This window comes from Pseudomonas sp. NCCP-436, assembly GCF_019656335.1.
GTDB lineage: Bacteria > Pseudomonadota > Gammaproteobacteria > Pseudomonadales > Pseudomonadaceae > Aquipseudomonas.
Genome location: NZ_BPLZ01000002.1, coordinates 312,587 through 339,501 on the forward strand (window position 1 = coordinate 312,587; position 26,915 = coordinate 339,501).

Genomic DNA, 26,915 nt, shown 5'->3' on the forward strand with positions numbered 1-26,915 from the left:
AGCTATATGAGCACTGCAGTGAGTACAACCATGCGGCATGTATGGCTTTCTCTATCGCGGAGAGATTACGGCCTGGAGTTACCAAAGGGCCTGCCCGCTGCTAGCCAGCGGCTCGGTGGGGCTGGCCGGCAGCTGCGCCATTGTGTTGCAGCGCTTGATGCTGCTCGAACAAATACTGGAGCAACAACTGTTCGTCTTTGGCCTGACGGGCAACCAGGCGGTAGGCGTAACGCTTCCGGCTGACGCGCCGCACCAACCAGAGCTGCAGACATACCAGGCGCTGCCGTGGCAGCAGCAACCGCAGAGTCGGATTCGCTGCCGGGGTGGCTGAGCCAGTGTTGTGCACCAGCATGCCATCGTGCGACAGCTCCACTACCTGTAGGTCGCTGGTGTTTCCCTGCTCGTCCAGCAGCTGTAGTGGGGAAGAGGGCGACATACGCCAGGGGCGTTCGCTGTTGCTTCCCTCGAAGATTTGTGGAGCGCCCAGTTCCAAGCGCGGCGCGTCACTACCTTCCCGAACCAGATGCAGGGGAAAGCTCAGATGCTGTTCGTGCTGGCGGGTGTTTAGGGTCAGTTGCCCAGCCTCGTCCAACCGGCCCAGCAGCTCGCTCAGTTGTTCGCCAAGCTTCGGCTGTGCCTCGGCCTGTGGACGACTGGGCGGGTCGGCAAGGATCTGCTGGATATAGTCCAGCTCGTCCTGGGTTAGCAGAGGATTACTCGGCATCAGATCGACTCGGCAGGATCCTTGATGTTTCATCAGACCAGCTTCTATCGCGGGAGTTTGCTACGTTCGTCAGCTTTTGGGGTGGTTGCCTGCGCCAGTAAATCCGGGACGGCAGGCTTACTTGGGGCATAATGCCCGGCGTTTTCTCTGAAACACTGGAGTTGTCATGAAAATCGTCATCCTTTCAGGATCGGTTTACGGTACTGCGGAAGAGGTCGCCCGCCATGCCGAACGCCTGCTAAAGGCTGCGGGTCTGGAAGCCTGTCACAAGCCGAACCTGAGCCTGGACGAGCTGCTGGCTTTCGCCCCGGATGCCGTCCTGACCGTGACCTCGACCACCGGGATGGGCGAGTTGCCGGACAACCTGTTGCCGCTTTACGGCGAATTGCGCGAGCGCCTGCCAGCCGTATGGCACGGCCTGCCGGGTGCTGTGCTGGCGTTGGGCGACTCCAGCTACGAAAACTTCTGTGGCGGTGGGGAGCTGATTCGCGAGCTCTATGCCGAGCTTGGGCTGCGTGAGATGCAGGAAATGCTGCGTCTGGACGCCAGCGAAAGCGTTACTCCGGAAAGTGATGCCGAGCCCTGGTTGCAGGAGTTGGTCGCTGCGCTGAAAGCCTGAGTTACTACCAACTGCCGTATTGACCGGCAAGGTCATCAGGATGGCTGCCAGGGCGAGTTCCGACAGGTGGCAGGCGAACTAGACTGCAGTCACCACCAAACACATAACAATATCGAGGTGACCGACGTGAATGCTCCACTGACTCCTCCTGTGGTAAGGAACCAGGTGTCCGAGGCCGAATGGCGCACGCGCGTCGACCTGGCTGCCTGCTATCGCCTGATCGCTCTGTATGGTTGGGACGACCTGATCTTCACCCATATTTCAGCCAAGGTGCCGGGTACCGAGGACTTCCTGATCAACCCCTACGGGCTGATGTTCCACGAAATCACCGCCTCCAGCCTGGTGAAGGTCGATCTGGCGGGCAACAAGCTGATGGACAGCCCCTTCGACATCAATCCGGCTGGTTACACCATTCACAGTGCCGTGCACGAGGTGCGCCAGGATGTCGGCTGCGTATTGCATATCCACACTCCGGCTGGAATCGCCGTATCGGCGCAAAAGCAGGGGCTGCTGCCTCTGTCGCAGCAGTCGTTATTTGTCCTCTCCAGCCTGGCTTATCACGCCTACGAGGGAGTAGCGCTGAATCATGAGGAGAAGGCCCGGCTGCAGGCTGATCTGGGCGACAAGAGCTTCATGATCCTGCCCAATCACGGTCTGCTGACCGCCTTCGGCAACATCGCTGATGCATTCCTCGGAATGTTCACCCTGCAGCGTGCCTGCGAAATCCAGATCATGGCACAGAGCGGTGGCGCCGAGCTGATTCACATCCCGCAACAGATTCTCGATGGCGCCCGGGAGATGATTGCCGGGGTGATGAAAAGTCCTCAGGGGATGGGGGGCGCGTTGCCCTGGCCGGCACTGCTGCGCAGGCTCGATGCGCAAATGCCGGGCTATGACCAGTGATGGGGCTGACCGACTGGCGTACTTAGCCCTTTGCCTGCGAGCAACTCGGCTGTGAGTTGAGTGGCGAGCGCCAGCTGGTGTCCATCACACCGTATTATCGACGGGCATTCAGGCAGCTCAGGCGCCCTTGTAGTGTGTCGGACGCTACCGGACACTCGGGAAACTGCAAGCCATCCGCGAGGGAGCGAACCGAATGAGTGATGCTGTGCGTTTTGAAGATCAGGTGGTCGTTGTCACTGGTGCCGGTGGTGGCCTGGGGCGCGCTCATGCGCTGTTGTTTGCCCGCCATGGCGCCAGGGTTGTGGTCAACGATCTGGGTGGCAGCACCCACGGAGAAGGGGCCAGCGCCACCGCCGCAGATCGGGTTGTCGAGGAAATCCGTGCGCTGGGCGGCACGGCCGTGGCCAGTCACGATTCGGTGAGCGATGGCGAGCGCATCGTGCAGGCCGCTCTGGATCATTTCGGTCGTATCGACGTGCTGGTAAACAATGCCGGCATTTTGCGCGACAAGAGCTTCCACAAAATGGAGGACGCGGACTGGGAGCTGGTCTACAAGGTGCATGTCGAAGGCGCCTACAAGACTACCCGGGCTGCCTGGCCTTATCTGCGCGAGCAGAATTACGGGCGAGTTATTTTCACTTCCTCCACCTCCGGCATTTACGGCAATTTCGGTCAGAGCAACTACGGAATGGCCAAGCTTGGCCTGTACGGGCTGACCCGCACCCTGGCCATTGAAGGGCGTAAGAACAACATTCTGGTCAATGCCATTGCCCCTACCGGGGCCACCCGCATGACTGAAGGACTGATTCCCCCGAAGGTTTTCGAGCAGCTAAAGCCCGAGCTGATCAGCCCGTTGGTGGTGTATTTGGGCAGTGGAGCCTGTCAGGACAGTGGTGGTCTGTTCGAGGTCGGTGGTGGCTGGATCGGCAAGGTTCGCTGGGAGCGTAGCCTGGGCGTGGGCTTCGACCCTGCGGTCGGCTTTGGCCCGGAGGATGTTGCAGCCCAGTGGCAGCAGATCTGCGATTTCGGCGACGCTGTGCACCCGGCCGACAATATTGAGGCGTTGCGGGAAATGATGGCCAATCTGCAGAAATACGCTGTCTGAGCTGAAGCCCGAATACTTGGGAAACTCAGCTTTCGGCCAAAAGGAACCGCCCCGAAGGGCGGTTCCGGTGCTGCCTGGGTCGGCTAGCTCTAGCCGCCCAGATAGGCGTCACGAACCTTTGGATCATTAAGCAGCTGTTCGCCGCTGCCGCTCATGACTATGTGGCCGTTCTCCAGTACATAGCCGCGATCCGCCAGCTTCAGCGCCTGGTTGGCGTTCTGCTCGACCAGGAAAATGGTCACGCCATCCTTGCGCAGCTGTTCGATGATGTCGAAGATCTGCTGGATGATGATCGGCGCCAACCCCAGCGACGGCTCGTCCAGCAGCAGCAGCTTGGGCTTGCTCATCAGTGCGCGGCCGATGGCGAGCATCTGCTGTTCGCCACCGGACATGGTGCCGGCACGCTGGGCGAAGCGCTCCTGCAGGCGCGGGAACAGGTGTAGCACCTTTTCCATCTGTTCCTGATTCTCGGCCTTGCTGCCGAAGAAGCCGCCCATGGCCAGGTTCTCCTCGACGGTCAGGCGGGCGAACACGCGACGGCCTTCCGGCACGATGGCGATGCTCTTGCGCATGATCTCGGGGGTGTCCATGCCCACCAGTTCCTCACCCATGTAGCGGATGCTGCCGCTGGTGGCCCGCGGGTTGCCGCAGAGGGTCATCAGCAGGGTGGACTTGCCGGCACCATTGGCACCGATCAGGGTAACGATCTCGCCTTGCTCGACCTCGATGCTGACGTCGTGCAACGCCTGGATCTTGCCGTAGAAGGTGGAGACGTTCTGGAAACTCAGCATGCTTACGCCTCCCCCAGATAGGCTTTGATCACGTCCGGGTTGCTACGGATCTGCTCCGGCGTACCGTCGGCCAGGGGGGTGCCCTGGTTGATCACGTAGATGTGGTCGGAAATGCTCATCACCAGCTTCATGTCGTGCTCGATCAGCAGCACGGTGACACCGTGCTGGTCACGCAGCATGGCAATCAGCGCTTTCAGATCCTCGGTTTCGCGCGGGTTGAGGCCGGCGGCCGGTTCGTCGAGCATCAGGATGCTCGGACGGGTCATCATGCAGCGGGCGATCTCCAGACGACGCTGCTGGCCGTAGGCCAGGGTGCCGGCACTGCGGTTGGCAAAATCCACCAGGTTGACCTGCTCCAGCCAGTGCGCGGCGAATTCCATCGCCTCGCGCTCGCTGCGGCGGAAGCCCGGTGTCTTGAACAGGCCGGCCAGGTAGCTGGTGTTCAGGTGACGGTGCTGGGCTACCAGCAGGTTTTCCACCGCGGTCATGTCCTTGAACAGACGTACGTTCTGGAACGTCCGCACCACGCCCTTGGCGGCAATCTTGTGACCTGGCAGGCCCTCGATCGACTCGCCATTGAGGCGGATGCTGCCGGAGGTCGGCCGATAGAAGCCGGTCAGACAGTTGAATACCGTGGTCTTGCCGGCGCCGTTCGGGCCGATCATGGAGACCACTTGCTTTTCATTTACTTTGAGGGCCACCTCGTTGACGGCCAGCAGGCCGCCGAAACGCATGGTCAGGCCGCTCACTTCCAGGATCGGGCGGCTCATCGTTTCAGCTCCAGGTGGGGACGTTGCATCGGCAGAAGACCTTGCGGGCGCCAGACCATCATGAAAATCATGACCAAGCCGAAGATCAGCATGCGATATTCGCTTAGTTCGCGCATTTCCTGCAGCATCACCATCACCACGGCGGCAAGGATCACGCCCAGTTGCGAGCCCATGCCACCCAGCACCACGATGGCAAGAATCATTGCCGACTCGATGAAGGTGAAGGACTCCGGGGTGACCAGACCCTGGCGAGCGGCGAAGAAGCTGCCGGCAAAACCGGCCAGGCTGGCGCCAATGGTGAAGGCCGAGAGCTTGATCACGGTGGGATTCAGCCCCAGTGCGCGGCAGGCGATCTCGTCCTCGCGCAGTGCTTCCCAGGCGCGTCCGATCGGCATGCGCAGCAGGCGGTTGACCAGGAATAGGGTCAGTAGCACCAGCAGCAGGGCGATCAGGTAGAGGAAGATCACCTTGTACTGCGAGTTGTAGGCGATGTCGAAGAAGCCGTGGAAGGTAGGCATGTCGGCCGGCACGCGACGCTCGAAGGACAGGCCGAACAAGGTCGGCTTGTTCTCGTTGGCGATGCTGATGCCGTTCGGTCCACCGGTGTACTCGGTCATGTTGCGCAGCAGGATGCGGATGATCTCGCCGAAACCGAGGGTGACGATGGCCAGGTAGTCGCCGCGCAGGCGCAATACCGGGAAACCCAGCAAGAAGCCGAACAGCGCCGCCATCATCCCGGCCAGCGGCAGGCAGATCCAGAAGCCGAGACCGAAGTAGTGGGCGAGGATCGCGTAGCTGTAGGCGCCGACCGCATAGAAGCCGACATAGCCCAGATCCAGTAGGCCGGCCAGGCCAACGACGATGTTCAGGCCAAGACCGAGCATCACGTAGATCAGGATCAGTGTGGCGATATCCACCGCACCACGGCTGGCGAAGAATGGCCAGATCAGGGCAAAGGCGATCAGTCCGAGGATCACCCAGCGCTGTGTGGAGGGCAGGGTAAGGAAGTTGCTTGCCTGGCTTGGAATACCCGGCAGCGACACCCTGGCCCAGGCCGGCATGATGCGGTCACGCAGCAACTGCCAGATGAAGATCAGAACGGTGGCTGTACCGATGCACCACAGCTCGAACGCGGTGGCGCCTTCCACCTTCAGGCTGATTCCTACGGTGGAGAGCTTCAGGCCCAGTACCGGATAGGAAATGATCAGTACCAGCAGGGCGCTGAAAATCGCCGATTTGAGGTTCTTGCTCATACCTTCTCCACCTCCGGACGACCGAGGATGCCGGTGGGACGGAACAGCAGCACCAGCACCAGCAGGCTGAAGGCGACGACGTCCTTGTACTGGTCGCCCACCAGATCGGCCCCAAGGGCTTCGGCTACCCCCAGCAGCAGGCCGCCGAGTACCGCGCCCGGAATGCTGCCGATACCGCCCAGTACTGCCGCGGTGAAGGCCTTGATTCCAGCGAGGAAGCCCAGGTGCGGGTTGATCACGCCGTACTGCATGCTTAGCAGTACTGCCGCGACGGCAGCCAGAGCGGCACCGATGACGAAGGTCAGGGCAATGATGTTGTTGGTATTGATGCCCAGCAGGTTGGCCATTTTCAGGTCTTCTGCGCAGGCACGGCAGGCGCGGCCGAGGCGGGAGCGAGAGATGAACAGGGTCAGTCCCACCATGGCCACGAAGGTGACGATGAAGATCAGCACCTGCATGTAGGACACCACCACCCCGTTGCTGACGCTTTCACCCAGCACAAAATTACCGGGCAGCAGGTTGGGAATGGATTTGTCCTTCGAGTCCTGAGAAAGCAGCACCGCGTTCTGCAGGAAGATCGACATGCCGATGGCAGAGATCAGCGGAATCAGACGGTTGCCGCCGCGTAGTGGGCGGTAGGCGACTCGTTCGATGCTGTAACCATAAGCGCTGGTAACAATCATTGTGGCTGCGAAGGCCGCAATCATTACGAAGGGAACAGCGTCCAGACCGAACATGGCAAGCCCCGCGATCACAATGAAGGCTACGTACGAGCCGATCATGTAAACCTCGCCGTGAGCGAAGTTGATCATGCCGATGATGCCGTAGACCATGGTGTAGCCGATGGCGATCAAGGCATAGGTGCTGCCAATAGTCAGTCCATTGAGCAATTGTTGTAAGTAGTGATAAAGCTCTGGCATTGCCTAACTCCTGGGCCCAACGCAAAGCGGCGCTTGTGGCGCAGCGCAGGACCGGAATTCTTCTGATAAACAAAGCCCACTGGACGGGTCAGTGGGCTTTGGGCTCTGACGGGAAGCTTACTTGGCTTCGGACTTGGTGCCGTCCTGATGCCACTCGTAGACCACGAAGTTGAAGTTCTTCAGGTCACCCTTCTCGTCAAACTCCAGTTCGCCGGTAGGCGTATTGAAGGTATTGGAGCGCAGAGCTGCGGCTACTTTTGCGGTGTCGGTGCTGCCGGCTTTCTCGATGCCTTCGGCGATCACCTGAACGGCGGCATAGGCGGGGAATACGAACGGGCCGCTCGGGTCTTCGTTCTTGGCCTTGAACGCTTCGACCAGCGCCTGGTTGGCCGGATCCTGATCGAAGGACTTCGGCAGGGTAACCAGCAGGCCTTCGGAGGCCGGGCCGGCAATGGCCGAGATTTCCTTGTTGCCTACGCCCTCAGGGCCCATGAACTTGACGTTGAGACCGCGTTCTTTGGTCTGGCGCAGCAGCAGACCAAGTTCCGGGTGGTAGCCGCCGTAATAGACGAAGTCGACACCGGCCTGGTTGAGCTTGGCAATCAGTGCGGAGAAGTCCTTGTCGCCGGCGTTGATGCCTTCGAACATGGCGACTTTCACGCCTTTCTCTTCCAGTTTTTGTTTGACTGCGGTGGCAATGCCTTCGCCATACTGCTGCTTGTCGTGGATTACGGCAACGCTGCTGGGTTTGATATGGTCGGCAATGAAGTTGCCTGCAGTCGGGCCCTGCAGGCTGTCCAGACCGATGGTGCGGAAGATCAGCTCATAGCCGCGGGAAGTGATTTCCGGGCTGGTGGAGGCCGCGGTGATCATCAGGATGCCTTCATCCTCGTAGATGTCCGAGGCTGGCTGAGTGGAGCTGGAACAGAGGTGGCCGACGACAAACTTGACGCCGTCATTGACGATCTTGTTGGCAACGGCAACGGCTTGTTTCGGGTCGCAGGCGTCATCGTAAACCACGCCTTCGAGTTGGGCGCCATTGACGCCACCGGCCTTGTTGATCTGCTCGATGGCCATCTTGGCCCCGATGAACTGCATCTCGCCGTACTGGGCAACGGCACCGGTTACCGGGCCGGCCAGGCCGATCTTGATGTTGTCGGCTGCTACCGAATAGCTGGCAACCCCTGCCAGCGCCATTGCCGCGAACAGCTTGGAAATCTGCTTAGTAGCCTTGTTCATGAGTGCTCCACTCGTTGTTGTATCTATTGTTGTAGTTCTTGCTGCCTAAGCTGCAGAGCCGGATGGTATCCGACCAGGCCTCCCTGGCAACTGTACCGGAACAGTGTAGAGCGCTAATTTGCGTCTTGAAAAGCCGGTAGTGGGAGGCTGCTCACGGTGTGTCGCTTAAGTGCAATGAACGTATAGAAATACGGCGCGTCCATTCAGTCGGCTGCTTGTCAGGGGTACAGGCGGCGCTATCATGCGTGCCTGCACTGAACTGCCAACCTTAAGGGGCGTACCGATAATGGATGAAACAAGCACTCTCTATGCCAAGTTGCTTGGTGAAACTGCCGCCATTCGTTGGCAGGAGCTGCAGCCGTTCTTTGCCCGTGGGGCGTTGCTCTGGGTTGATGGTCAGGCGGATTTGATCGCTGTGGCGCAGGCCGTAGCCAGCGACGACCGCGACCAGGTGGCCGAATGGATGGCGCAGGGTGTATTGGGGCGGCTTGAAGATGGGCGTGCCGAGGATCTTTTGCAGCGCGACCCGCAGCTCTGGGCTGTGGTGGTGGCGCCCTGGGTGCTGGTTCAGGAGAGGGCATTGCAGGAGACGCTGCACTGAAGTGGTGCTTCAGCAGGGGCGCCGAGGCTGGTCTAGACTGCCTTGGGTCAGTCCATTGGAGCGTCCCCATGTTTGAGCCAGGTCATCTGCATCGCAGTCGTCCACCTGGTGCGGCCGGGCAGCCGGCTTACAGCATTGATTTCCATTATGAGGTTCGCCAGAACCCGCAGGAGGGTGCGATGCTGCACGGTCGACTGTCAGGGAGGATTGGCGAGCGCGATTTCGAGGAAACCTTCGAGCTACATCGGGACATGGCGTTCAACTTCGCCAGCGTGATCGGCCGTCTGCTGGCCCGCCATGGCCTGCATCCGGAGTCGGGCCTGATTATGCGCGAGCACAGTGAATATGATGTGATCTTCGAGGACATCCGAGCCAAGTTGCAGATTCGGCCGGGTGAAACGGTGGATCTCGATCATTTGCAGAGCGACGGTCTGTAGCAAAGCTCAGATCATCGCCGGAAGGTTCAAGCAGTAGCAAAGCCTGCGGGATAGGCGAGGGCAGCCTGGCTGCTTTGTACTTCGGCAATGGTTTCGCGTACCACCTGCTTGGCCAGACAGGCACACTTGCCGCACTGGCTAGCGATGCCAAGCGCACCGCGCACTTCACGGTAGCTGCAGCAGCCTTCGTAAACTGCATCGCGAATCTGGCCGTCGGTTACACCTTCACAGAGGCAGACGTACATAAGGCAAGGCTCGTCCTGGGTGATTCTTTGATGTCAGGGATACTAATGCTAATGAGAATGCTTGTCAAAGGCTGTTTGCGAGCATTCTCTCATCAGTGCAGGCCTGCCTTGGGACGAACCAATGAAGGAGGATTACAGGCGCCCCGGCGGACGCCTGTAATCCAGAGCTAGGAATAGAAATCGTCCCAGCCGCCCATTTCTTTCCAGCGGTTGACGATGCCGCAGAACAGCTCGGCGGTTTTCTCGGTGTCGTAGCGGGCCGAATGTGCCTCCTTGCCGTCAAATTCAATGCCGGCAGCCTGGCAGGCCTTGGCCAGTACGGTTTGGCCATAGGCCAAGCCGGCCAGTGTGGCGGTATCGAAGCTGGAGAAGGGGTGGAAGGGGTTGCGCTTGATGCCGCAGCGAGCTACCGCGGCGTTGAGAAAGCCAAGGTCGAAGCTGCTGTTGTGGCCTACGAGGATGGCGCGTTTGCAACCGGCCGATTTGATCGCCTTGCGCAGGCCCTTGAAGATTTCGCCCAGAGCATGCTCCTCACTGACCGCCATGCGCAGCGGATGGTCGAGCTTGATGCCGGTGAACTCCAGTGCGGCCTGCTCAATGTTGGCGCCTTCGAAAGGTTCAATGCGGAAGAACTGGGTGTGATCCGGATAGAGAAAGCCCGCTTCGTCCATGGCGATGGTGGTGGCGGCGATCTCCAGCAGAGCATCGGTCGCGCAGTTGAATCCGCCGGTTTCCACGTCCACTACCACCGGTAGGTAGCCACGAAAGCGGGCTGCCATCGGAGTTCGCGGGCCGGCTGGCAGGGTGGTGTCCAGTTCGTCTTCGAAGTTTTCTTCACTCACGCCGGTGTCTCCAGCAGTTTCCAGCGCAGCGTCTCGCCGGCGCGTAGCGGTACCACGGATTGTTCGCCCAGAGGCAGGCTGGCCGGCATGTCCCAGAACTGGCGCACCAGGGTGATACTGTCGGTGTTACGGGGCAGGCCGTAGAAGTCCGGCCCGTGATGGCTGGCGAAGGCCTCCAGACGATTCAGTGCATTGCGTTGCTCGAAGGCTTCGGCATACAGCTCGATGGCAGCATGGGCGGTGTAGCAGCCTGCGCAGCCACAGGCTGCTTCCTTGGCATGCTGGGCGTGGGGGGCTGAGTCGGTGCCGAGGAAGAAACGCTTATCGCCGCTGGTGGCGGCGTCGAGTAGAGCTTCCTGATGTACGTTGCGCTTGAGGATCGGCAGGCAGTAGAAGTGCGGGCGGATGCCGCCGACCAGCATGTGGTTGCGGTTGTACAGCAGGTGATGGGCTGTGATGGTTGCGCCCAGGTTGCTGGCCCGGCTCTGTACGAACTGCACGGCATCACCGGTGGTGATGTGTTCGAACACCACCTTCAGAGTCGGGAAACGCTCCACCACGCGTAGCAGATGTTCGTCGATGAAACGCTTCTCGCGGTCGAACACGTCAACCTCGGCGCGGGTCACCTCGCCATGCACCAGCAATGGCATGCCGGACTCGGCCATGGCCTCAAGTACCGGGAAGATGTTGTCGATGCCGGTCACGCCGGAGGCGGAGTTGGTGGTGGCACCGGCCGGATAGAGCTTGGCCGCGTGGACGAAGCCGCTGGCTTTGGCGTTGCGGATGTCCTCGGGTGTGGTGTTGTCGGTGAGATAGAGCACCATCAACGGCTCGAAGCGGCTGCCGGCCGGGCGGACGGCAAGAATGCGCTGACGGTAGGCCTCAGCCTCGGCGGCGTTGCGTACTGGAGGTACCAGGTTGGGCATGATGATGGCACGGCCGAAGGTGCGGGCCGCGTCGGCAACGGTATGCACGAGCACCGCGCCATCGCGCAGGTGAATGTGCCAGTCGTCGGGGCGCAAGAGTGTCAGTCGGTCGGACATGGGGGCTTCCAGGCGGGCAAATCAGTCTGTGAATGCTACCGGAAAAGCCGTCTGCAGGCACGGGCTATCAAGTTTCTCGCTCGGCGGCCGATAGTGCTGGCGAATACCGTGATTCAAGCTGGAGCCCGTCGTGCGTCCGTCCCTTCTTGCCCTGTTCAGTCTGTTGGCCGCCCTGCTTCTTTGTCTGCCTGCGCATGCCATCAGTTTTCAGACACGCTTGGAGCAGGTGGAGTGGAAGGTCGAGGGTGACCGCTTCGAGTGCCGCCTGAGTCAGCCGGTAAGTCATTTCGGCAGCGGTGAATTTGTGCGCCGTGCCGGTGAGCAGGTGGTATTTCGTCTGACCTCGCGCGAGCGCTGGCTGGGAGGCGGTTCGGCCGCCCTGCTGGCGGCGGCGGCCCCCTGGCAGCCAGGACGCGGAGACATCAGCCTCGGGATGGTGCGAGTCGGCCAGGGTGAAGTGCCATTCAGCAGTTCGCAGGAGCAAGGCGCACGTTTGCTCAGTGGTCTGCTGGAGGGGCGCAGCCCTGTTGTGCGGCACCGTACCGCCAGCGGTGGCGACGAGCTGGAGGTACGTCTGCTGCCGGTGAAGTTCCGCCAGGCCTATGAGGAGTACCTGGCCTGCACAGCCGGCCTGCTGCCGGTGAATTTCGATCAGATCCGCCAGGTGCAGATAGGTTTTCCGGGCGGAGGTATCGATCTGGATGACAAGGCAAGAGCCGAGCTGGATGTGATCCTGGATTACCTCCGGGCCGACCCGAGCGTGAATGGTTTTCAGCTTGACGGTCATGCTGATAACAGCGGCAACCGTTTGACCAATCGCGACTTGTCGCGGCGTCGGGCCCTGGCTGTCCAGGAGTATCTGGTGGCCGGTGGGGTTCCGGCCGAACGGATCGACGTGCGCTTTCATGGCGAGCGCTACCCGCTGGTACCGAACAACAGTGCTGCCAATCGTGCCAAGAACCGGCGTGTCACCCTGCGCCTGGATCGTCTGCCCGAAGCCGTTGTGCATGAGCAGAAGGACGAGCAGCCGGCCTCTGGCGCACAGCATTAACCAACCGTTTTAACTGCTGCTGCCGCCTGAACCAAAGGATCTGTCGCGCCCCTGTAAATTGGCTGGCAGGGGCAGTAGAATCCACGGTTTTACCGTACAACCCGTGGAGTGATGGCATGGCGGACGTCAAAAAGGTAGTTCTGGCCTATTCCGGTGGCCTGGATACCTCGGTGATCCTCAAGTGGCTGCAGGATACCTATAACTGTGAGGTGGTGACCTTCACCGCCGATCTCGGCCAGGGCGAGGAGGTCGAGCCGGCTCGTGCCAAGGCCCAGGCATTGGGCGTCAAGGAAATCTATATTGATGACCTGCGCGAGGAATTCGTCCGTGACTTCGTCTTCCCGATGTTCCGCGCCAATACCATCTACGAAGGCGAGTACCTGCTGGGCACCTCCATCGCCCGTCCGCTGATCGCCAAGCGCCTGATCGAGATCGCCAACGAGACTGGCGCCGACGCCATCTCCCACGGCGCCACGGGTAAGGGCAACGACCAGGTGCGCTTCGAACTGGGCGCCTATGCCCTCAAGCCCGGCGTCAAGGTCATCGCTCCCTGGCGCGAGTGGGATCTGCTGTCGCGCGAGAAACTGATGGACTATGCCGAGAAACACGGCATCCCGATCGAGCGCCATGGCAAGAAGAAGTCGCCGTACTCCATGGACGCCAACCTGCTGCACATCTCCTACGAGGGCGGCGTGCTGGAGGACACCTGGACCGAGCACGAAGAGGACATGTGGCGCTGGACCAAATCCCCGGAGGCTGCCCCGGATACCCCGACCTATATCGAGCTGACTTATCGCGCTGGTGACATCGTCGCCATCGACGGCAAGGAAATGACTCCGGCCCAGGTGCTGACCGAACTGAACCGCATCGGTGGCGAAAACGGCATTGGCCGTCTCGATATCGTTGAGAACCGCTTTGTCGGTATGAAGTCTCGCGGCTGCTACGAGACCCCCGGCGGCACCATCATGCTCAAGGCTCATCGTGCCATCGAGTCGATCACCCTCGACCGTGAAGTGGCCCACCTGAAAGACGAGCTGATGCCTAAATACGCCAGTCTGATCTACAACGGCTTCTGGTGGAGCCCCGAGCGTCTGATGCTGCAGCAGATGATCGATGCCTCGCAGGCCAACGTTAACGGTGTGGTGCGGCTGAAGTTGTACAAGGGCAATGTCATCGTGGTCGGTCGCAAGTCCGACGAATCGCTGTTCGACGCCAACATCGCTACCTTTGAAGAAGATGGCGGTGCCTACAACCAGCAGGATGCAGCAGGCTTCATCAAGCTCAATGCATTGCGCATGCGCATTGCGGCCGGCAAGGGCCGCAAGCTGCTCTGACAGACATCTGCTGTCTATCGCGTGAACCCCGGCCTTGTGCCGGGGTTTCTTCATTTTGGGCCTCTGAAAGCCGGGTGGTTGAGGAGCTTTCCTTATGAGGCTGCCGTTCCGCAGGGATTTCCCGGGCCGCTACAGGAGCGGAACAGCCGTCACCGTGCAGGCTTCAGGGTACCCGCGGCAGTTCGCGTTTGTGACGGGTGGCGTCATAGGTGCGGACGATGCTGGCGTAGGCTTCGTCGCTGACCTTTTCGCCATGCAGGAAGGCGTCGATTTCGGCGTAGCTAACGCCGTGCGCTTCCTCATCCGGTTTGCCCGGGCGCAGTTCTTCCAGGTCGGCGGTTGGGGTTTTCTGCACCAGATGTTGCGGGGCGCCCAGGTAGCTGGCAATGGCGCGTACCTGTTTTTTCACTAGCCCGGAAAGCGGAGCAATATCGCAGGCACCGTCACCGAATTTGGTGAAGAAGCCCATCACCGCCTCGGCAGCATGATCGGTGCCGATCACCAAGCCGTTGTGCGCGTTGGCGATGGCGAACTGGGCGACCATGCGGATGCGCGCTTTGACGTTACCCAGCACGAAGTCACGGCGGGCCTCACTCAACTGCTGCAGGTGAGTCAACTGTTCACTCAGACCATTGACGCCAGCGGCGATGTTGACCGTGGTGTTCTCGTCGGCACGGATGAAGGCCAGCGAATCCTGAGCGTCGTGCTCGTCGTGCTGGACATTGTGCGGCAGGCGCACGGCGATGAAACGATAGCTGTCGTCACCGGTCTCTGCGCGCAGTTCCTCCACCGAAAGTTGAGCCAGGCGACCTGCAGTGGTGGAATCGACGCCGCCGCTGATGCCCAGCACGAGTACCTTTAGCCCGGACTGCCTGAGGGCGTTTTTGATGAAGGCCTTGCGTCGCTCGATCTCGGCTACCAGCGCCGCTTCGTCGGTGAACGGTGGCACCACGTCTAGGGTGGCAGCAATTTCGGCTTGGCGGTTGTTCATGCAGGGAACCTCGCTAGGGGACGCTAAAAACGTGTTTCAGGAAACGGACGAAGCTTACGTGGATTCAACCTGAAAGTGCACGAGAGACTTGCACATCGGGACTTATGCCTGGGTTTTATCGGCGCTGATGAATTTCGGCTCAGATCGGTGAGTCATCGGAATGAAATACCAGCTTGCCATGCTAAAGGGCGAAGTTTCTCGGGAACGGACGTCATTGCCGTTGCCTGGCAGGCGGGCGATATCGGTTTGATATATCCGGTAACATCGCTGCCGGCTATCAAAGGTGAAATGCCCAGAGTCGGCGTATGACAATGGGCCATTGTCATGACTGCCAGTATTCACTCGGTGGTGAAGGCTGGTTGTATTTTAAAAAGCAGGAGAGAAGTACCGTGACATCTACCCTTCACGATTGTGAAAGTCGCTACGGCGCCATTACGCGTTTTTTGCACTGGGGCATGGCTGTTTTGCTGGGGTGGCAATTTGTCACCATTCTTGCCCATGAGCTGCTGCAAGAAAGTGCGCTGGACAAGTTTGCCTGGGGCACTCACAAGGCCAATGGCCTGCTACTGATGGTGCTGGTGACGGTGCGCATACTGTGGGCACTCTATAGCCACAGCCAGCGTCCTGCCTCAGTCAGTGTTCTGGCCCGGCTTGGCCATCTGGCACTGTATGGGTTGATGTTCGTTATTCCCTTCGTTGCGCTACTGCGGCAATACGGCTCCGGACGTGAGTTCGTTGCTTTCGGCATGAGCCTGATGCCAGGTTTTAGTGGCGAGAAGATCGAGTGGATGATGGCGCCGGCCAATCTGTTGCACGGCTCTCTTGGCTGGCTGCTGCTTGTGCTGGTGATTGGCCACGCGGCCATGGCTTTTATTCATCGCGGCCAGGGAGGAGAAGATGTGCTGGCGCGAATGATTGGCCGTTGAGTCATTGGCTATGGCAGATGTCTTACACGCATTGGCGTCATGGTCGACTTCTGCCCCTTCCGCTATCTGCGTAATCTACACACATCCCCTGCAGCGAAGGACTGCTGCAGTTCAAGGAGGATGACCAGGCCATGATGGCCATCGACAGGATGTCGGATGGTTGGGAAGAAACCCGCTTAGGCGGGTTTTTTGTTGCTTGGAAAAATGCCATGCCGAACGCTTCAGCGCGTCAGCAGGGCGCTGGCACCCTGGGCTCTGCGTGTGTACCAGAGCACCCGGCTGACGCCACGAGTGATCGCCACATAAGCCAGACGTCGTGCTTCATCTTGCATGGCCTGGTCGTAGCTGCCGCTGAAGAAACCGCAATAGGCATAGAGCGTATTGCGCAATGGGTGTTTCTCTGCCGGCAGGCAGTCGTCGAGGATGATCGCCACCTCGGCCTGCAGGCCCTTGGCTCGGTGGATGGTCATGGCCCGAACCGGCAAATTCTTTTCCAACTGGCTGCGCACCTGCTGCAGCGATTCATTGCGTCGACTGAGCAGCAATACAGCGCTGCGCTCGGCTCCTGGTCGGCGGGCAACGTGGTCGCACTGTGCGCGGATTTCGATCAGCAGTTTTGGCAGGTCGCGATTCAAGTCGAAGCGCTGAATCAGCCTCACACCGTGGTCGCCAGGTTGCAGGGGCCGTGCGGCGATACTGGTTCTGGCCTGCTTGTGGTGCACATCGCTGAGTACCTTTTCCGCATCGCGAATGACTGGCTCGACGCTGCGGTAGTTGGTGCTCAGAACCAGGGTGGTGCTGCGGCCGCCGTTATGGCTGGGAAAGTGCCGGTCGAAGTTGATGAACAGCTCCGGCGAACTGCCGCGCCAGCCGTAAATCGACTGCCAGTCGTCACCGATAGCCATCAGGCTGATGCGTTCACCAGCACCGTGCAGACGGCGATGTACGGCCTGCAGCCAGCGCACGATCTGCGGTGAAATGTCCTGGAATTCGTCGATCAAAAGGTGACTCAGGGCTAGCAGAGCAGGCGTAGGGCGTACCATGCTCCGGGCTTCACTGAGTCGGGCGAAGGCACTGTTGAAGGTGATCAGCCCCTGGCTGTGCAGTAGGGCCGCGAAGTGTTGCTGGAAGCGTTGCATGGTCTCGATGAAGTCGCGCTCGTGGCTGGCACAACTCAATCTTTCCGGCTGCAACTGCTCGAGGCGAATGCCCAGGCTCTCGGCAAAGTCGATCTGCGTGTATAGCAGTTCGTACAGCGGTAGGGCAGCAAACTCGCCGGCCAGGTTGCAGGTGTCCAGCGGCGCTTTCGGGATGTTTTTTTCGTCTTCCTTGACTGCCGGAAGCTGCAGTAGGCGATGCACCAGGACACGGAACCGTGAGTCCGCGCAATAGGCTTGCTGATAAGCCTGTTTCAGCAGGCGCAGCTGTGCCGAACGCAGGCGGGATCCGGTCAGGGGGTTGTCCGGCTCATCACCAGGCTCGTCCAGTTGTTCGAACCAGCGGACGTTGCCCAACTGTTCCCGGGCCACCGCGGCCATCGCCGCATGGAAGGTTCGGACGCATAGGCGCACATCACCGGTATAGCCCCAGAACTCCAGCAGCCGCCGCAGGCGCTCGCGTAACTCTGCGCAGGAAGCGTTGGTGAAGGAAATCACCGTCAGTCGCTGCGGATCGATGCCCAGGTGGCAGAGCATGAATACCACTCTCAGCACCAGAGTGCTCGACTTGCCGGAGCCGGCACCGGCAAAGATGCGGCTAAGTGGGGCGCGGCAAAGGATCATCGCCCACTGCTCGTCCGAAGGAGCACCGATCAGCCCGGCAGTCACTGCCCGGGCAACCTGCTCACGCATGGCCTGCGCCTGCGCGTCGTTCAGCCTGAAGCGAGTGATAGGGTAGATGCCTCCTGGGCCGGGCTTGTTGCGAGTCGTCCCAGTGGAGCTGCTGCGCTTGCGGCCGGTGGCTTTCTTTCGGCCTGGCTTGCGCGCCGGCTTGGCCGGCACAGCGGCTTCGCGCTCGGCGCGCAGGTAGGCGGTGGTTCGAGGGAAGTAACGGGCGAGGGTGCTGGATAGCAACTGCTTGTAGCGTGCGACGGCGGAAAACATGCGGTGGCGACGACCTGACTGGCAAAAGCGGCATGATAAGGTCTGCAACACTTATACAGGCAGTGATGGCGCGATGATAAATGCGCAATTTTATGCAAGCACCTGTGCAGGTATCTGTCCCAGACTGAAGGTAATTCTTGGGAGACCTTCGATGAATCTGTCGCTTTACCTGCTGACCGTCCTGATCTGGGGCACGACCTGGATCGCCATCAAGCTGCAGATGGGGGAGGTAGCTGTTGCTGCCTCCATCGCTTACCGCTTTGCCCTGGCCTCACTGGTACTGTTTGTAATGCTCTGGCTCAGCGGACGCCTGCAGTCACTGGATCGCCGCGGCCAGGGCATCTGCCTGGTGCAGGGGGTGTGTCTGTTCTGTCTCAACTTTCTCTGCTTCTATACCGCCAGTCAGTGGATTCCCAGTGGACTGATCGCCGTGATCTTCTCCACCGCTACTTTGTGGAATGCGCTCAATGCGTGGCTGTTCTTCAGGCAGCGCATTGCGACCAATGTGATGCTGGGCGGATCTCTGGGACTGGTAGGGCTGGGTCTGCTGTTCTGGCCGGAATTGGCCGGGCATCAGGCCAGCCGCGAAAGTCTGCTGGGTATCGGTCTGGCACTGCTTGGAACACTGTTCTTCTCGGCCGGCAACATGCTTTCCAGTCTGCAACAGAAGGCTGGAGTCCGGCCGTTGACCAGCAATGCCTGGGGTATGCTCTACGGTGCGCTGATGCTGGTCGGATTGTGTCTGCTCAGCGGTACACCATTTGCCTTCGAGTTCAATGTCCGTTACATCGGCTCGCTGCTGTACCTGGCGATTCCCGGCTCGGTGATCGGTTTTACCGCCTACCTGACTCTGGTCGGACGCATGGGGCCGGAGCGTGCGGCTTACTGTACCGTGCTGTTCCCGGTGGTGGCGCTGAACATCTCGGTATTCGCCGAAGGCTATCAGTGGACGCTGCCGGCCTTGCTCGGTCTGGGGCTGGTGATGCTGGGCAACGTGCTGGTATTTCGCCAGCCACGGGCTGCTGCCGCACAACCCCGCACGGTCTGAGTGATGTCGCTGGCTCCCTGAGACGATCAGCGCTATGGCGGCGGGTTTATTCGCCGCGAATCAGCCGGCGCAGGATGAAACGGTTGGGATGACAGGCTTCGGCAACGGGGCGAGGCAGCGGCAGCGGTTCGTCGTCCAGCCAGGCGGCGATCAGTTCGCCGGACAGTGGCGCGGTGATCAGGCCACGTGAGCCATGACCGCTGTTGACGTATAGGCCGGGCAGCCAGGGGCAGGGCCTGTCCGGCACCTGGCGGGCATCCCGAGCAAGCACCGCGTAGTGCCCGGAAAAAGCAGCAGCATCGGCCACCGGCCCGCTTAGCGGCAGGTAGTCCGGTGTAGTGCAGCGGAAGGCGGCGCGTCCCTGCAGTGTGACCGGGTCCAGAGCAGAGGCGTTCAGGCGGTTGGCCAGATCCTCGGATATTTCCCGAAGAAGCTGCAGGTTGCCCACATGTTCGGCGGTGCTGAGCTCAAGATCCTGGCTGTGAAAGTCGAAACTGGCGCCCAGGGTGTGCTCCTGCTCGCGCGGTGGAGCAACATAGCCTTCGGCACAGAGCACTGTGTGCAGTGCTGCACTGGCCGGATTGGCCGGTAGCCGGCTGATCTGCCCGCGGATACGTTTGAGCGGCAGTTGTGTCTGTGGCAGCAGGCGTTGTACCTCAGCCGCACAGGCCAGCACCAGCACCGGCGCCTCGGCCAGTACACCTTCAGCACCGTCGACGCGCCAGCCGTCCTCAATGCGGCTCAACTTCAGGGCTTGATGATAGGGCCGTAGCTCGATCGACGGATGCGCTGCCAGCAGCCGGCACAGCGCTGGCGGGTGCACCCAGCCGGCATCCGGGTAGAACAGGCCGCCGGAGTTCAGGGCGACACCGGCCAGAGCTTCGGCCTGTTCCTGGTTTAGCGGCTGCAGCAGATCCGCCGGGAAGGCTGCTGCCAGCTTGGCCTGACGCTCGCTTTCTCGGGGATTGAAGGCCAGCTGCAGCACGCCGCAGGCGTCCCAGTCCTGGCCGCGCTGCAGGCGTTCGAGCAGGCGTCGTGTATGACCGAAACCGGCGACAATCAGGCGTGACAGCGCGGTGCCATGGGCAGACAGCTTAAGGTAGAGCACTCCCTGCGGATTGCCCGAGGCCTCGCGGGCGGGTTCGTCGTGGCGTTCCAGCAGGGTGACTCGCCAGCCGCGCGCCGCCAGGCTGGCGGCAGTGGCACAGCCGGCCAGACCGGCACCGACCACCACGGCATGGCGTTCGCCTCGATGCTGCGGTGGTCGGTCGAACCAAGGGACGCCGGCTGCCGTGGGACTACCCTGAAAGGTTCCGGCGAGCATCTCGCGCTTGCGGCCGAAGCCCTTGACCCTCTGCATGGCAAAGCCGGCTGCGATCAGCCCACGGCGGACAAAGCCGGCACTGGTGAAGGTGGCCAGGCTGGCGCCTGGTGCCGACAGGCGCGCCAGCTCGGCGAATAGTGCGTCGCTCCACATCTCCGGGTTTTTTGCCGGAGCGAAGCCGTCGAGGAACCAGGCATCGATGTGAGCATCCAGTTGCGGCAGGCATTCGAGTACGTCGCCGATCATCAGCGTCAGTACCACACGCCCGCCATCGAGCAGCAGGCGTTGGAAACCCGGATGTATGGCGCGGTACTGCGCCAGCAATTCGCTGGCGTAGGAGCTCAGTTCCGGCCACAAGGCCAGGGCGCGCTGCAGATCCGTCACGGCCAGCGGAAACTTCTCGACGCTGACGAAGTGCAGGCGGGCATCGGATGGAGCATGTTCGGCAAAGGCCTGCCAGGCGCAGAGGAAGTTCAGTCCGGTGCCGAAACCTGTCTCGCCGATCACCAGGCGACCACCGGCGGGTAGGGCCTGACAGCGCTCTTTGAAGTGGTTGTGGGAGAGGAAGACGTGACGGGTTTCCTCCAATCCACTGACACGGGAGAAATACACGTCGCCGTAGCTGCGCGACAGTGGTTGGCCATGTTCGTCCCAGTCGAGCTGGGCGTGGTGGATATCGGGCATGACAGCGTTCCGCGGCGGACAGGCGGCAGATTCTAGGTTCTGCGGCAAGCGTCGTCGAGCAACCCCAGGGCGAGAAAGTAAGCAGCGCTGACGGCATCTTTCCGGCTTGTGTCTATCGGCAAGGAGCGGAGCGATCCGCTACGCTGTAGTCGTTATTTCCGGGAGCCGCTGCATGTTTGAATCCGCCGAGATCGGCCGTACCATCGACAAGTCCACCTTCGATGCCGAGGAGCCGGCGCTGCGCGAGGCACTGCTCGAAGCCCAGTACGAACTGCGCCAGCAGGCGCGCTTTCCGGTGATCGTGCTGATCAACGGTGTGGAAGGGGCCGGCAAGGGCGAGACGGTCAAGTTGCTGACCGAGTGGATGGATCCACGGCTGATTCAGGTGAGTACCTTCGACCTGCAGACCGACGAGGAGCTGGCCCGTCCGCCGGCCTGGCGTTACTGGCGACAGCTGCCACCAAAGGGGCGGATGGGCATCTTCTTCGGCAACTGGTACAGCCAGATGATTCAGGGCAGGGTAAACGGCCGTTTCAAGGATGCCGAGCTGGATCAGGCGATCGCCGGCGCCGAGCGTCTGGAGCGCATGCTCAGTGACGAGGGCGCGCTGATCTTCAAGTTCTGGTTCCATCTCTCGAAGAAGCAGATGAAGGCGCGGCTGGAGTCTCTGCGTGATGACCCGCTGCACAGTTGGCGGATCAGCCCGCTGGACTGGCAGCAGTCGAAGACCTACGACAAGTTCGTCCGCCATGGCGAACGGGTGTTGCGTCGCACCAGCCGAGACTATGCGCCATGGTACGTCGTCGAGGGTGTTGATCACCACTATCGCAGTCTAACTGTCGGACGCATTCTGCTTGAAGGGCTGCAGGCTGCACTGGCCAGTCCGCAGCGCCGCGCGGCCCAGCCGCATGTGGCACCGGTCAGCCGGCAGAGTAGTGCGCTGCTGGCCAGCCTGAATCTGAACCAGCGTCTGCCGCGTGATGACTACAGGCATCAGTTGGCCAGTGAACAGGCGCGTCTGGCGCGCTTGCTGCGTGAGAAGAAGATGCGTCGGCATGCGCTGATTGCGGTGTTCGAGGGCAACGATGCCGCCGGTAAGGGTGGCGCCATCCGCCGCGTGACCGGAGCGCTGGATCCGCGGCAGTACCGTATCGTGCCGGTGGCCGCACCCACCGAGGAGGAGCGCGCTCAGCCCTATCTCTGGCGCTTCTGGCGCCATGTGCCGGCTCGCGGGCAGTTCACCATCTTTGACCGTAGCTGGTATGGCCGAGTCCTGGTGGAGCGGGTCGAGGGTTTCTGCAGCGAGGCCGACTGGCTGCGTGCCTACGGAGAGATCAACGATTTTGAAGAACAACTGACCGATGCCGGGGTGATTCTGGTGAAGTTCTGGCTGTCGATTGACCAGGACACCCAGTTGCAGCGTTTTCGCGAGCGTGAAGCGACGCCGTTCAAGCGTTTCAAGATCACCGAGGAGGATTGGCGTAACCGCGAAAAGTGGGACGACTACGCCGATGCCGTGGGTGACATGGTCGACCGTACCAGCAGCGGCATAGCACCCTGGACGCTGGTTGAAGCCAACGACAAGCGCTTTGCCCGGGTCAAGGTGCTGCGCACACTTAACGATCGCATCGAGGCCGTGCTGGCCAAGGATTGAGAGGATGGCCTGATGTCAGGCGGGTTTGTTCGAGGCCTGCCGTTGAGACCGCACAGGGGCTGCGGCAGGATATACAGGGCTGTCTATAATTGGCGACCGTCATGCCGACTCCGGAGAGCCAGCGATGCCCTTTGTTGAAAATCTCATTGCCTTTACCCTGGCCGCTGCGTTGCTGACCCTGACGCCAGGTATCGATACCGCGCTGGTACTGCGTACCGCAGCCGTGGAAGGGCGCCGTCAGGCGTTGCACGCGGCGCTTGGCATCAATCTCGGCTGTCTGGTCTGGGGCGCGGCGGTGGCCTTGGGCTTGGGAGCCCTGCTGGCGGTCTCCGAGCTGGCCTACAACCTGCTCAAGTATTGCGGTGCTGCCTACCTGGCCTGGCTCGGGCTGAACATGCTGTTGCGTCCACGTCGCTCTCTGGCTCCGGCCCAGGTTGAGGGGCAGAGCAGCGCCAACTGGTTCCTGCGTGGCATGCTGGGTAATGTGCTCAACCCCAAAGTGGGCATTTTCTATGTGTCCTTCCTGCCGCAGTTCATTCCTGCGGGGCAGCCGCTGGTAGCCTGGACCTTCGGCCTGGTGGGCATTCATGTACTGCTCAGCCTGCTCTGGGCGTTGACGCTGATTGGCGCGACTCGGCCGCTGGCGCAGGTGCTGCGGCGCGAAGCAGTGATTCTCTGGATGGACCGCTGCACCGGGCTGCTGTTCGTGCTGTTCGCCGCGCGCCTGGCGCTGAGCCGGCGCTAACACGTGCGGCAGGCTTACACCACTGGTGCTTCGTCCTCCTGACGGTCGAGTGCCACCTGACGGATGGACAAGCGGATCTCGGCAGGCAGCACGCGTTTGGCAGCGCCTTCGGCCAATTCGCTGAGCAGCGGGTGGTGGCTGAGTCTGCCGGCCTCATCCTGACGCAGCACGCCTTGATCCAGCAGGCGCTGGATGAAGTGACGGAACAGGCTCTTGTCGAAGAATTCGGGTGCGTTGAGGCCGTGCAGAATCGATAGACGCTGGGCCATCACCGTACACAGGTTCTCCAGTTCCTCGGCGCTGATGACGTTCTGTCCGGCATTGAGCAGTAGGGCGGTCGCCATGTAGAAACGCTGCAGCGTCTGCGCCACCGTGCGCGACAGCAGGGTCAGCAGCACGAACTGGCGTGAGCTGGGTGCTGGGCGCATGTAAACGTCGCCGTCCCGGGTTAGCAGGCCCTGGCCGACGAAGGCGGTCAGCCACTGGTCGATCACGCTCTCCAGCTCAGCCGGATCCCAGCGGGTGAACAACTCGGCCTGCAGGTAGGGGTAGAGTGCCCCGGCATAGCGCAGGATCTGTTCGCGGCTGGTGCGCGAGCTGCTCTGGAAGAAGCTGGCCAGTAGCGCCGGCAGGGCGAAGATGTGCAGCACATTGTTGCGGTAATAGGTCATCAGGACGGCGTTGGCTTCGTCCAGATAGAAGATTTTGCCCAGAGCGTCATTCTGTTCTGCCAGCAGCTTCATACCCTTGACGTGTTCGATCAGCGCCGCACCGTCGCCATCCGGCAGAGTGGTGTGCGGCGAGTAGGGCACCGCGCGCAGCAGCGCCAGGTAGAGATCCAGTGTGCGCCGTAGCGAACCTTCATCCAGTGCCAGACGACTGGTGGAGAGCAGCGCCAGGGCCACCAGGTTGACCGGATTGACTGCTGCCGCCTCGTTGAGATGACGTGCCACGCGTTCGCCCAGGCGGTTGGTGGTTTCGTTGAGCCACTCCGGACGGTACTGGGGGCCCAGCTCCTGCTCGCGCCAGCCCGGTTGCTGCTGATCGAGGAACTCGGCCAGCCGGATCGGCTCGCCGAAGTTTACCGAGACTTGGCCGAAGCGTTGCTTGAGCGCACCAAGTACCTTGAACAGATCGAAGATCGACTCCTTCTTCTTGCTCGCGCCGCGCAGCTCGCCGAGGTAGGTGCGCCCCTCCAGCACGCGCTCGTAGCCGATGTAGACCGGCACGAAGACGATCGGCAGGCGGTGTGAACGCAGGAAGCCACGCAGTGTGATGGCCAGCATGCCGGTCTTCGGTTGCAGCGTGCGTCCGGTGCGTGAACGGCCGCCCTCGACAAAGTACTCCACCGGGAAACCCTTGCGGAACAGAGTGTGCAGGTACTCGTTGAATACCGCGGTGTACAACGGGTTGCCCTTGAAGGTGCGGCGCATGAAGAAGGCGCCGCCACGGCGTAGCAGACCGCCGATCAGCGGCATATTGAGGTTGACTCCGGCAGCGATATGCGGCGGCGTCAGGCCGTTGGTGAACAACAGGTAGGACAGCAGCAGGTAGTCGATGTGGCTACGGTGGCAGGGCACGTAGATAACCTCGTGGCCCTGGGCGATCTCCTGTACACCTTCGATGTTGTGCACCTTGATGCCGTCGTAGATTTTGTTCCAGAACCAGCTCAGCACCAGTTCAAGGAAGCGGATGGCGGTGTAGGTGTAGTCGGAGGCAATCTCGTTGCCGTAGCGCAGTGCCTGGGCCTCGGCTTTTTCCAGGCTGATTTTCTCGCGTTCGGCTTCCTCGATGATGGCCTGACGCACCAGCGGGTCGTTCACCAGCCCTTTGACCAGGTTGCGTCGGTGCGAAACGTCCGGGCCGATCACGGCGGCTTTCTGGTTGCGAAAGTGCACCCGCAGGATGCGATGCACCATGCGCAAGGTGCGTTCTTGCCCCTTGTTCTGGGCGATCAGTTCACGCAGATGGATGGGCGAGGAGAACTGTACGCGGGTCTTGCGCCCGAGGATAAGGATGCTAACCAGCCTACGCAGGCGCCCGGTTACCGCCCAGCTGTCGGCGAAAAGCAGCTTCCAGGCACTGGTTTCACGGTCCGGCGACTGTCCCCAGAACACACTGACCGGGATGATCTGGGCATCATCGACCTCGTGACGGCTCAGTACGCTGACCACCCGGGCGAGAGTTGGTGAGGTGCCGCGTTTGTCCGCTCGGCTGAACCAGCCCGGCTCACGGGTCAGATAGAAAAAACCGGCTGGCTCGATGTGTTGCCCCATGGCTACCGGCAGTACCGGGCGTGGTAGGCCGGACTTGCTGCACTCGCGATCCACCACCGCCAGATCACTCAGCGAAGGCTGTTGCAGCACATAGAACACAGGTTTGCTGCGGTCGAGCCTGAGACTAAAGGCGGACTGATTGATCGTCTCCGAGCGTACCCACAGGTACAGCACACGGCGCAGCACCCCGAAGACAAGGCGGCGGAAAGGGGAACGGGTCATACGGGCTCTTGGCAGTTAAAACGAGCGAATGCTCGGGAAGGCGGCTAGTGTGCCGCAAGCCTGGCTGACGGGCAAAAACTCTCGGTGCTTGTCCGACAGTCCGACCTGCTCCCGTCAGGCCAGTTTCATGAGCACGACGCCAGACATGATCAGGATGCAGGCCAGCAGGCGAATCGGTCGCAGTGGCTCCTTGAGCAGCAGCACGCCCAGCAGTACGGCCAACACCACGCTGCTCTCGCGCAGAGCGGAGATCAGTGCCACAGGTGCCTGGGTCATGGCCCAGATGACGATGCTGTAGGCCAGCATGCACATGGCTCCGCCGGCCAGACCGCTGCGCCAGTATGGGCCCAGTTGAAGAAAGGCCTGTGGCCCGCGGCTGATGGCCAGTACTGCGGCCATCACCGCACCGTTGACGACGAAAACCCACACCGAGTAGCTCAACGCATCGCCATTGAGGCGGGCACCAATGGCATCGCTTAGGGTGTAGCCGGCAATGAACAGGGCTGTGAGTAGAGCGCAGGCCAGTAAGCGGGCCTGTGTACCCTGACGCTGGCCGCCTCGCAAAGCCATCAGCCAGATACCCACAACCAGCACCAGCAGGCCGCCGAACTGCAGAGACGTGAGACGGTCGTCGAGTAGCAGCCAGGACAGCCCCGCCACCATCAACGGCGAGCTGCCGCGGGCAATGGGGTAGACCTGACCCAGATCACCGTACTGGTAGGCGCGGGAAAGAAAGAAGTTGTAGCCGATGTGCAGTAATGCCGAAAGGGCAATCCAGGGCCAGGCCGAGGCTATGGGCACGGCCACCAGCGGCAGGCCGAGTAATGCCACCAGACCGGCGCCGATCTGAATCAGGGTAGCGGTCAGAAAACGGTCGAGTCCGACCTTGAGCAGGGCGTTCCAGCCTGCATGTAGGGCGGCGGCGGCGATAACGGCGACAAAAACCGTGGTGTCCATGAATAGCCTGAAACAGTTGCAGCAGTTGGGCATCAGTCTGCCGTAGGGCTACCCTCGGGTAAACAAATTACATACCGATGGCGGAATAATGGCTCCTTAGGGCCTATGC

At 61.1% G+C, this 26,915-nt stretch carries 25 protein-coding genes; 11 read left to right on the forward strand and 14 right to left on the reverse strand.

Translation table 11 applies throughout. The annotated features are described in order from the left end of the window. Positions 1 to 100 precede the first annotated feature (100 nt). Positions 101 to 724, reverse strand: a complete 624-nt coding sequence (locus tag NCCP436_RS03585) for a hypothetical protein (RefSeq protein ID WP_220802418.1) — start codon at positions 722 to 724, stop codon at positions 101 to 103. A gap of 166 nt (positions 725 to 890) precedes the next feature. On the opposite strand from NCCP436_RS03585, the gene NCCP436_RS03590 reads away from it, so the two are divergent. The 3 genes from NCCP436_RS03590 to NCCP436_RS03600 all read left to right on the forward strand — a co-directional run bounded on the left by NCCP436_RS03590 (position 891) and on the right by NCCP436_RS03600 (position 3,351). Beyond that, positions 891 to 1,343: a flavodoxin gene (locus NCCP436_RS03590; protein WP_220802419.1), complete on the forward strand. Its 453-nt coding sequence runs from the start codon at positions 891 to 893 to the stop codon at positions 1,341 to 1,343. 126 nt (positions 1,344 to 1,469) lie between these two features. Continuing rightward, positions 1,470 to 2,246, forward strand: coding sequence for a class II aldolase/adducin family protein (locus NCCP436_RS03595; RefSeq protein ID WP_375709465.1), 777 nt, complete (start codon positions 1,470 to 1,472; stop codon positions 2,244 to 2,246). 193 nt (positions 2,247 to 2,439) lie between these two features. Further along, the gene (locus NCCP436_RS03600) at positions 2,440 to 3,351 is read left to right on the forward strand and encodes an SDR family oxidoreductase (RefSeq protein ID WP_220802420.1); all 912 of its coding nucleotides are present in this window, start codon (positions 2,440 to 2,442) and stop codon (positions 3,349 to 3,351) included. Between the two features lie 89 nt (positions 3,352 to 3,440). Here the strand turns inward: NCCP436_RS03600 and NCCP436_RS03605 are convergent, their stop codons facing one another. The 5 genes from NCCP436_RS03605 to NCCP436_RS03625 form a co-directional block, all read right to left on the reverse strand. Beyond that, positions 3,441 to 4,142, reverse strand: a complete 702-nt coding sequence (locus tag NCCP436_RS03605) for an ABC transporter ATP-binding protein (protein WP_220802421.1) — start codon at positions 4,140 to 4,142, stop codon at positions 3,441 to 3,443. Positions 4,143 to 4,144: 2 nt separating this feature from the next. Continuing rightward, the gene (gene livG / locus NCCP436_RS03610; protein WP_220802422.1) at positions 4,145 to 4,912 is read right to left on the reverse strand and encodes a high-affinity branched-chain amino acid ABC transporter ATP-binding protein LivG; all 768 of its coding nucleotides are present in this window, start codon (positions 4,910 to 4,912) and stop codon (positions 4,145 to 4,147) included. Beyond that, complete coding sequence (locus tag NCCP436_RS03615; protein ID WP_220802423.1) at positions 4,909 to 6,165, reverse strand: high-affinity branched-chain amino acid ABC transporter permease LivM; 1,257 nt, start codon at positions 6,163 to 6,165, stop codon at positions 4,909 to 4,911. Before NCCP436_RS03615 ends, livG begins: the two co-directional genes overlap by 4 nt. Beyond that, positions 6,162 to 7,085, reverse strand: a complete 924-nt coding sequence (gene livH, locus NCCP436_RS03620; protein WP_220802424.1) for a high-affinity branched-chain amino acid ABC transporter permease LivH — start codon at positions 7,083 to 7,085, stop codon at positions 6,162 to 6,164. The genes NCCP436_RS03615 and livH overlap by 4 nt, the downstream gene beginning before the upstream one ends. A 117-nt stretch (positions 7,086 to 7,202) precedes the next feature. Continuing rightward, the gene (locus tag NCCP436_RS03625; protein ID WP_220802425.1) at positions 7,203 to 8,324 is read right to left on the reverse strand and encodes a branched-chain amino acid ABC transporter substrate-binding protein; all 1,122 of its coding nucleotides are present in this window, start codon (positions 8,322 to 8,324) and stop codon (positions 7,203 to 7,205) included. A gap of 283 nt (positions 8,325 to 8,607) precedes the next feature. Here NCCP436_RS03625 and NCCP436_RS03630 point away from each other — a divergent pair, with 283 nt between their 5' ends. Together NCCP436_RS03630 and NCCP436_RS03635 are read left to right on the forward strand one after the other, a co-directional pair. Further along, positions 8,608 to 8,925 carry a DUF2288 domain-containing protein gene (locus NCCP436_RS03630; protein ID WP_220802504.1) on the forward strand — a complete coding sequence of 106 codons (318 nt, stop codon included), beginning with the start codon at positions 8,608 to 8,610 and terminating at the stop codon, positions 8,923 to 8,925. Between the two features lie 68 nt (positions 8,926 to 8,993). Next, positions 8,994 to 9,362: a DUF5064 family protein gene (locus NCCP436_RS03635; protein ID WP_220802426.1), complete on the forward strand. Its 369-nt coding sequence runs from the start codon at positions 8,994 to 8,996 to the stop codon at positions 9,360 to 9,362. Positions 9,363 to 9,388: 26 nt separating this feature from the next. Here the strand turns inward: NCCP436_RS03635 and NCCP436_RS03640 are convergent, their stop codons facing one another. The 3 genes from NCCP436_RS03640 to pyrC all read right to left on the reverse strand — a co-directional run bounded on the left by NCCP436_RS03640 (position 9,389) and on the right by pyrC (position 11,492). Then, entirely contained in the window at positions 9,389 to 9,607 is a 219-nt protein-coding gene (locus NCCP436_RS03640) for a bacterioferritin-associated ferredoxin (RefSeq protein WP_220802427.1), read from the reverse strand. A 167-nt stretch (positions 9,608 to 9,774) separates the two neighbouring features. Then, positions 9,775 to 10,449: a ribonuclease T gene (gene rnt, locus NCCP436_RS03645; RefSeq protein WP_220802428.1), complete on the reverse strand. Its 675-nt coding sequence runs from the start codon at positions 10,447 to 10,449 to the stop codon at positions 9,775 to 9,777. Further along, positions 10,446 to 11,492, reverse strand: a complete 1,047-nt coding sequence (gene pyrC / locus NCCP436_RS03650; protein WP_220802429.1) for a dihydroorotase — start codon at positions 11,490 to 11,492, stop codon at positions 10,446 to 10,448. Before pyrC ends, rnt begins: the two co-directional genes overlap by 4 nt. Before the next feature lie 130 nt (positions 11,493 to 11,622). On the opposite strand from pyrC, the gene NCCP436_RS03655 reads away from it, so the two are divergent. Both NCCP436_RS03655 and NCCP436_RS03660 read left to right on the forward strand, forming a co-directional pair. Continuing rightward, entirely contained in the window at positions 11,623 to 12,543 is a 921-nt protein-coding gene (locus tag NCCP436_RS03655) for an OmpA family protein (protein ID WP_220802430.1), read from the forward strand. Positions 12,544 to 12,659: 116 nt separating this feature from the next. Beyond that, entirely contained in the window at positions 12,660 to 13,877 is a 1,218-nt protein-coding gene (locus NCCP436_RS03660; protein WP_220802431.1) for an argininosuccinate synthase, read from the forward strand. A 163-nt stretch (positions 13,878 to 14,040) separates the two neighbouring features. Here NCCP436_RS03660 and nadE read toward each other — a convergent pair whose 3' ends face one another. After that, on the reverse strand, positions 14,041 to 14,868 hold the full coding sequence (gene nadE, locus NCCP436_RS03665; RefSeq protein ID WP_220802432.1) for an ammonia-dependent NAD(+) synthetase: 828 nt from the start codon (positions 14,866 to 14,868) through the stop codon (positions 14,041 to 14,043). Positions 14,869 to 15,257: 389 nt separating this feature from the next. Between nadE and NCCP436_RS03670 the strand changes: the two genes are divergently transcribed. Continuing rightward, the gene (locus NCCP436_RS03670) at positions 15,258 to 15,794 is read left to right on the forward strand and encodes a cytochrome b (protein ID WP_259651434.1); all 537 of its coding nucleotides are present in this window, start codon (positions 15,258 to 15,260) and stop codon (positions 15,792 to 15,794) included. 221 nt (positions 15,795 to 16,015) lie between these two features. On the opposite strand, the gene NCCP436_RS03675 is transcribed toward NCCP436_RS03670, so the two are convergent. Next, on the reverse strand, positions 16,016 to 17,896 hold the full coding sequence (locus NCCP436_RS03675; protein ID WP_220802433.1) for a DEAD/DEAH box helicase: 1,881 nt from the start codon (positions 17,894 to 17,896) through the stop codon (positions 16,016 to 16,018). 151 nt (positions 17,897 to 18,047) lie between these two features. Between NCCP436_RS03675 and NCCP436_RS03680 the strand changes: the two genes are divergently transcribed. After that, positions 18,048 to 18,944, forward strand: a complete 897-nt coding sequence (locus NCCP436_RS03680; protein ID WP_220802434.1) for a DMT family transporter — start codon at positions 18,048 to 18,050, stop codon at positions 18,942 to 18,944. Between the two features lie 46 nt (positions 18,945 to 18,990). Here NCCP436_RS03680 and mnmC read toward each other — a convergent pair whose 3' ends face one another. Next, entirely contained in the window at positions 18,991 to 20,952 is a 1,962-nt protein-coding gene (mnmC, locus tag NCCP436_RS03685) for a bifunctional tRNA (5-methylaminomethyl-2-thiouridine)(34)-methyltransferase MnmD/FAD-dependent 5-carboxymethylaminomethyl-2-thiouridine(34) oxidoreductase MnmC (RefSeq protein WP_220802435.1), read from the reverse strand. A gap of 172 nt (positions 20,953 to 21,124) precedes the next feature. Here mnmC and pap point away from each other — a divergent pair, with 172 nt between their 5' ends. Next, positions 21,125 to 22,606: a polyphosphate:AMP phosphotransferase gene (gene pap, locus NCCP436_RS03690; RefSeq protein ID WP_220802436.1), complete on the forward strand. Its 1,482-nt coding sequence runs from the start codon at positions 21,125 to 21,127 to the stop codon at positions 22,604 to 22,606. A gap of 124 nt (positions 22,607 to 22,730) precedes the next feature. Next, positions 22,731 to 23,351 (forward strand): LysE family translocator, encoded by a 621-nt coding sequence (locus NCCP436_RS03695; RefSeq protein WP_220802437.1) that lies wholly within the window; start codon positions 22,731 to 22,733, stop codon positions 23,349 to 23,351. Between the two features lie 14 nt (positions 23,352 to 23,365). Here the strand turns inward: NCCP436_RS03695 and plsB are convergent, their stop codons facing one another. Then, positions 23,366 to 25,849, reverse strand: a complete 2,484-nt coding sequence (gene plsB / locus NCCP436_RS03700; protein WP_220802438.1) for a glycerol-3-phosphate 1-O-acyltransferase PlsB — start codon at positions 25,847 to 25,849, stop codon at positions 23,366 to 23,368. A 114-nt stretch (positions 25,850 to 25,963) separates the two neighbouring features. Then, positions 25,964 to 26,806, reverse strand: a complete 843-nt coding sequence (locus NCCP436_RS03705) for an EamA family transporter (protein ID WP_220802439.1) — start codon at positions 26,804 to 26,806, stop codon at positions 25,964 to 25,966. Between the last annotated feature and the right edge of the window lie 109 nt (positions 26,807 to 26,915).

Coding starts and splice junctions, on each gene's coding strand:
- NCCP436_RS03600 (WP_220802420.1), top strand. CDS start 2,440: ATGAGTGATGCTGTGCGTTTTGAAGATCAGGTGGTCGTTGTCACTGGT.
- NCCP436_RS03605 (WP_220802421.1), bottom strand. CDS start 4,142: ATGCTGAGTTTCCAGAACGTCTCCACCTTCTACGGCAAGATCCAGGCG.
- NCCP436_RS03680 (WP_220802434.1), top strand. CDS start 18,048: ATGAATCTGTCGCTTTACCTGCTGACCGTCCTGATCTGGGGCACGACC.
- NCCP436_RS03635 (WP_220802426.1), top strand. CDS start 8,994: ATGTTTGAGCCAGGTCATCTGCATCGCAGTCGTCCACCTGGTGCGGCC.
- NCCP436_RS03660 (WP_220802431.1), top strand. CDS start 12,660: ATGGCGGACGTCAAAAAGGTAGTTCTGGCCTATTCCGGTGGCCTGGAT.
- livG (WP_220802422.1), bottom strand. CDS start 4,912: ATGAGCCGCCCGATCCTGGAAGTGAGCGGCCTGACCATGCGTTTCGGC.
- pyrC (WP_220802429.1), bottom strand. CDS start 11,492: ATGTCCGACCGACTGACACTCTTGCGCCCCGACGACTGGCACATTCAC.
- NCCP436_RS03675 (WP_220802433.1), bottom strand. CDS start 17,896: ATGTTTTCCGCCGTCGCACGCTACAAGCAGTTGCTATCCAGCACCCTC.
- mnmC (WP_220802435.1), bottom strand. CDS start 20,952: ATGCCCGATATCCACCACGCCCAGCTCGACTGGGACGAACATGGCCAA.
- pap (WP_220802436.1), top strand. CDS start 21,125: ATGTTTGAATCCGCCGAGATCGGCCGTACCATCGACAAGTCCACCTTC.
- NCCP436_RS03695 (WP_220802437.1), top strand. CDS start 22,731: ATGCCCTTTGTTGAAAATCTCATTGCCTTTACCCTGGCCGCTGCGTTG.
- NCCP436_RS03615 (WP_220802423.1), bottom strand. CDS start 6,165: ATGAGCAAGAACCTCAAATCGGCGATTTTCAGCGCCCTGCTGGTACTG.
- NCCP436_RS03625 (WP_220802425.1), bottom strand. CDS start 8,324: ATGAACAAGGCTACTAAGCAGATTTCCAAGCTGTTCGCGGCAATGGCG.
- NCCP436_RS03590 (WP_220802419.1), top strand. CDS start 891: ATGAAAATCGTCATCCTTTCAGGATCGGTTTACGGTACTGCGGAAGAG.
- nadE (WP_220802432.1), bottom strand. CDS start 14,868: ATGAACAACCGCCAAGCCGAAATTGCTGCCACCCTAGACGTGGTGCCA.
- NCCP436_RS03640 (WP_220802427.1), bottom strand. CDS start 9,607: ATGTACGTCTGCCTCTGTGAAGGTGTAACCGACGGCCAGATTCGCGAT.
- plsB (WP_220802438.1), bottom strand. CDS start 25,849: ATGACCCGTTCCCCTTTCCGCCGCCTTGTCTTCGGGGTGCTGCGCCGT.
- NCCP436_RS03585 (WP_220802418.1), bottom strand. CDS start 724: ATGCCGAGTAATCCTCTGCTAACCCAGGACGAGCTGGACTATATCCAG.
- livH (WP_220802424.1), bottom strand. CDS start 7,085: ATGCCAGAGCTTTATCACTACTTACAACAATTGCTCAATGGACTGACT.
- NCCP436_RS03705 (WP_220802439.1), bottom strand. CDS start 26,806: ATGGACACCACGGTTTTTGTCGCCGTTATCGCCGCCGCCGCCCTACAT.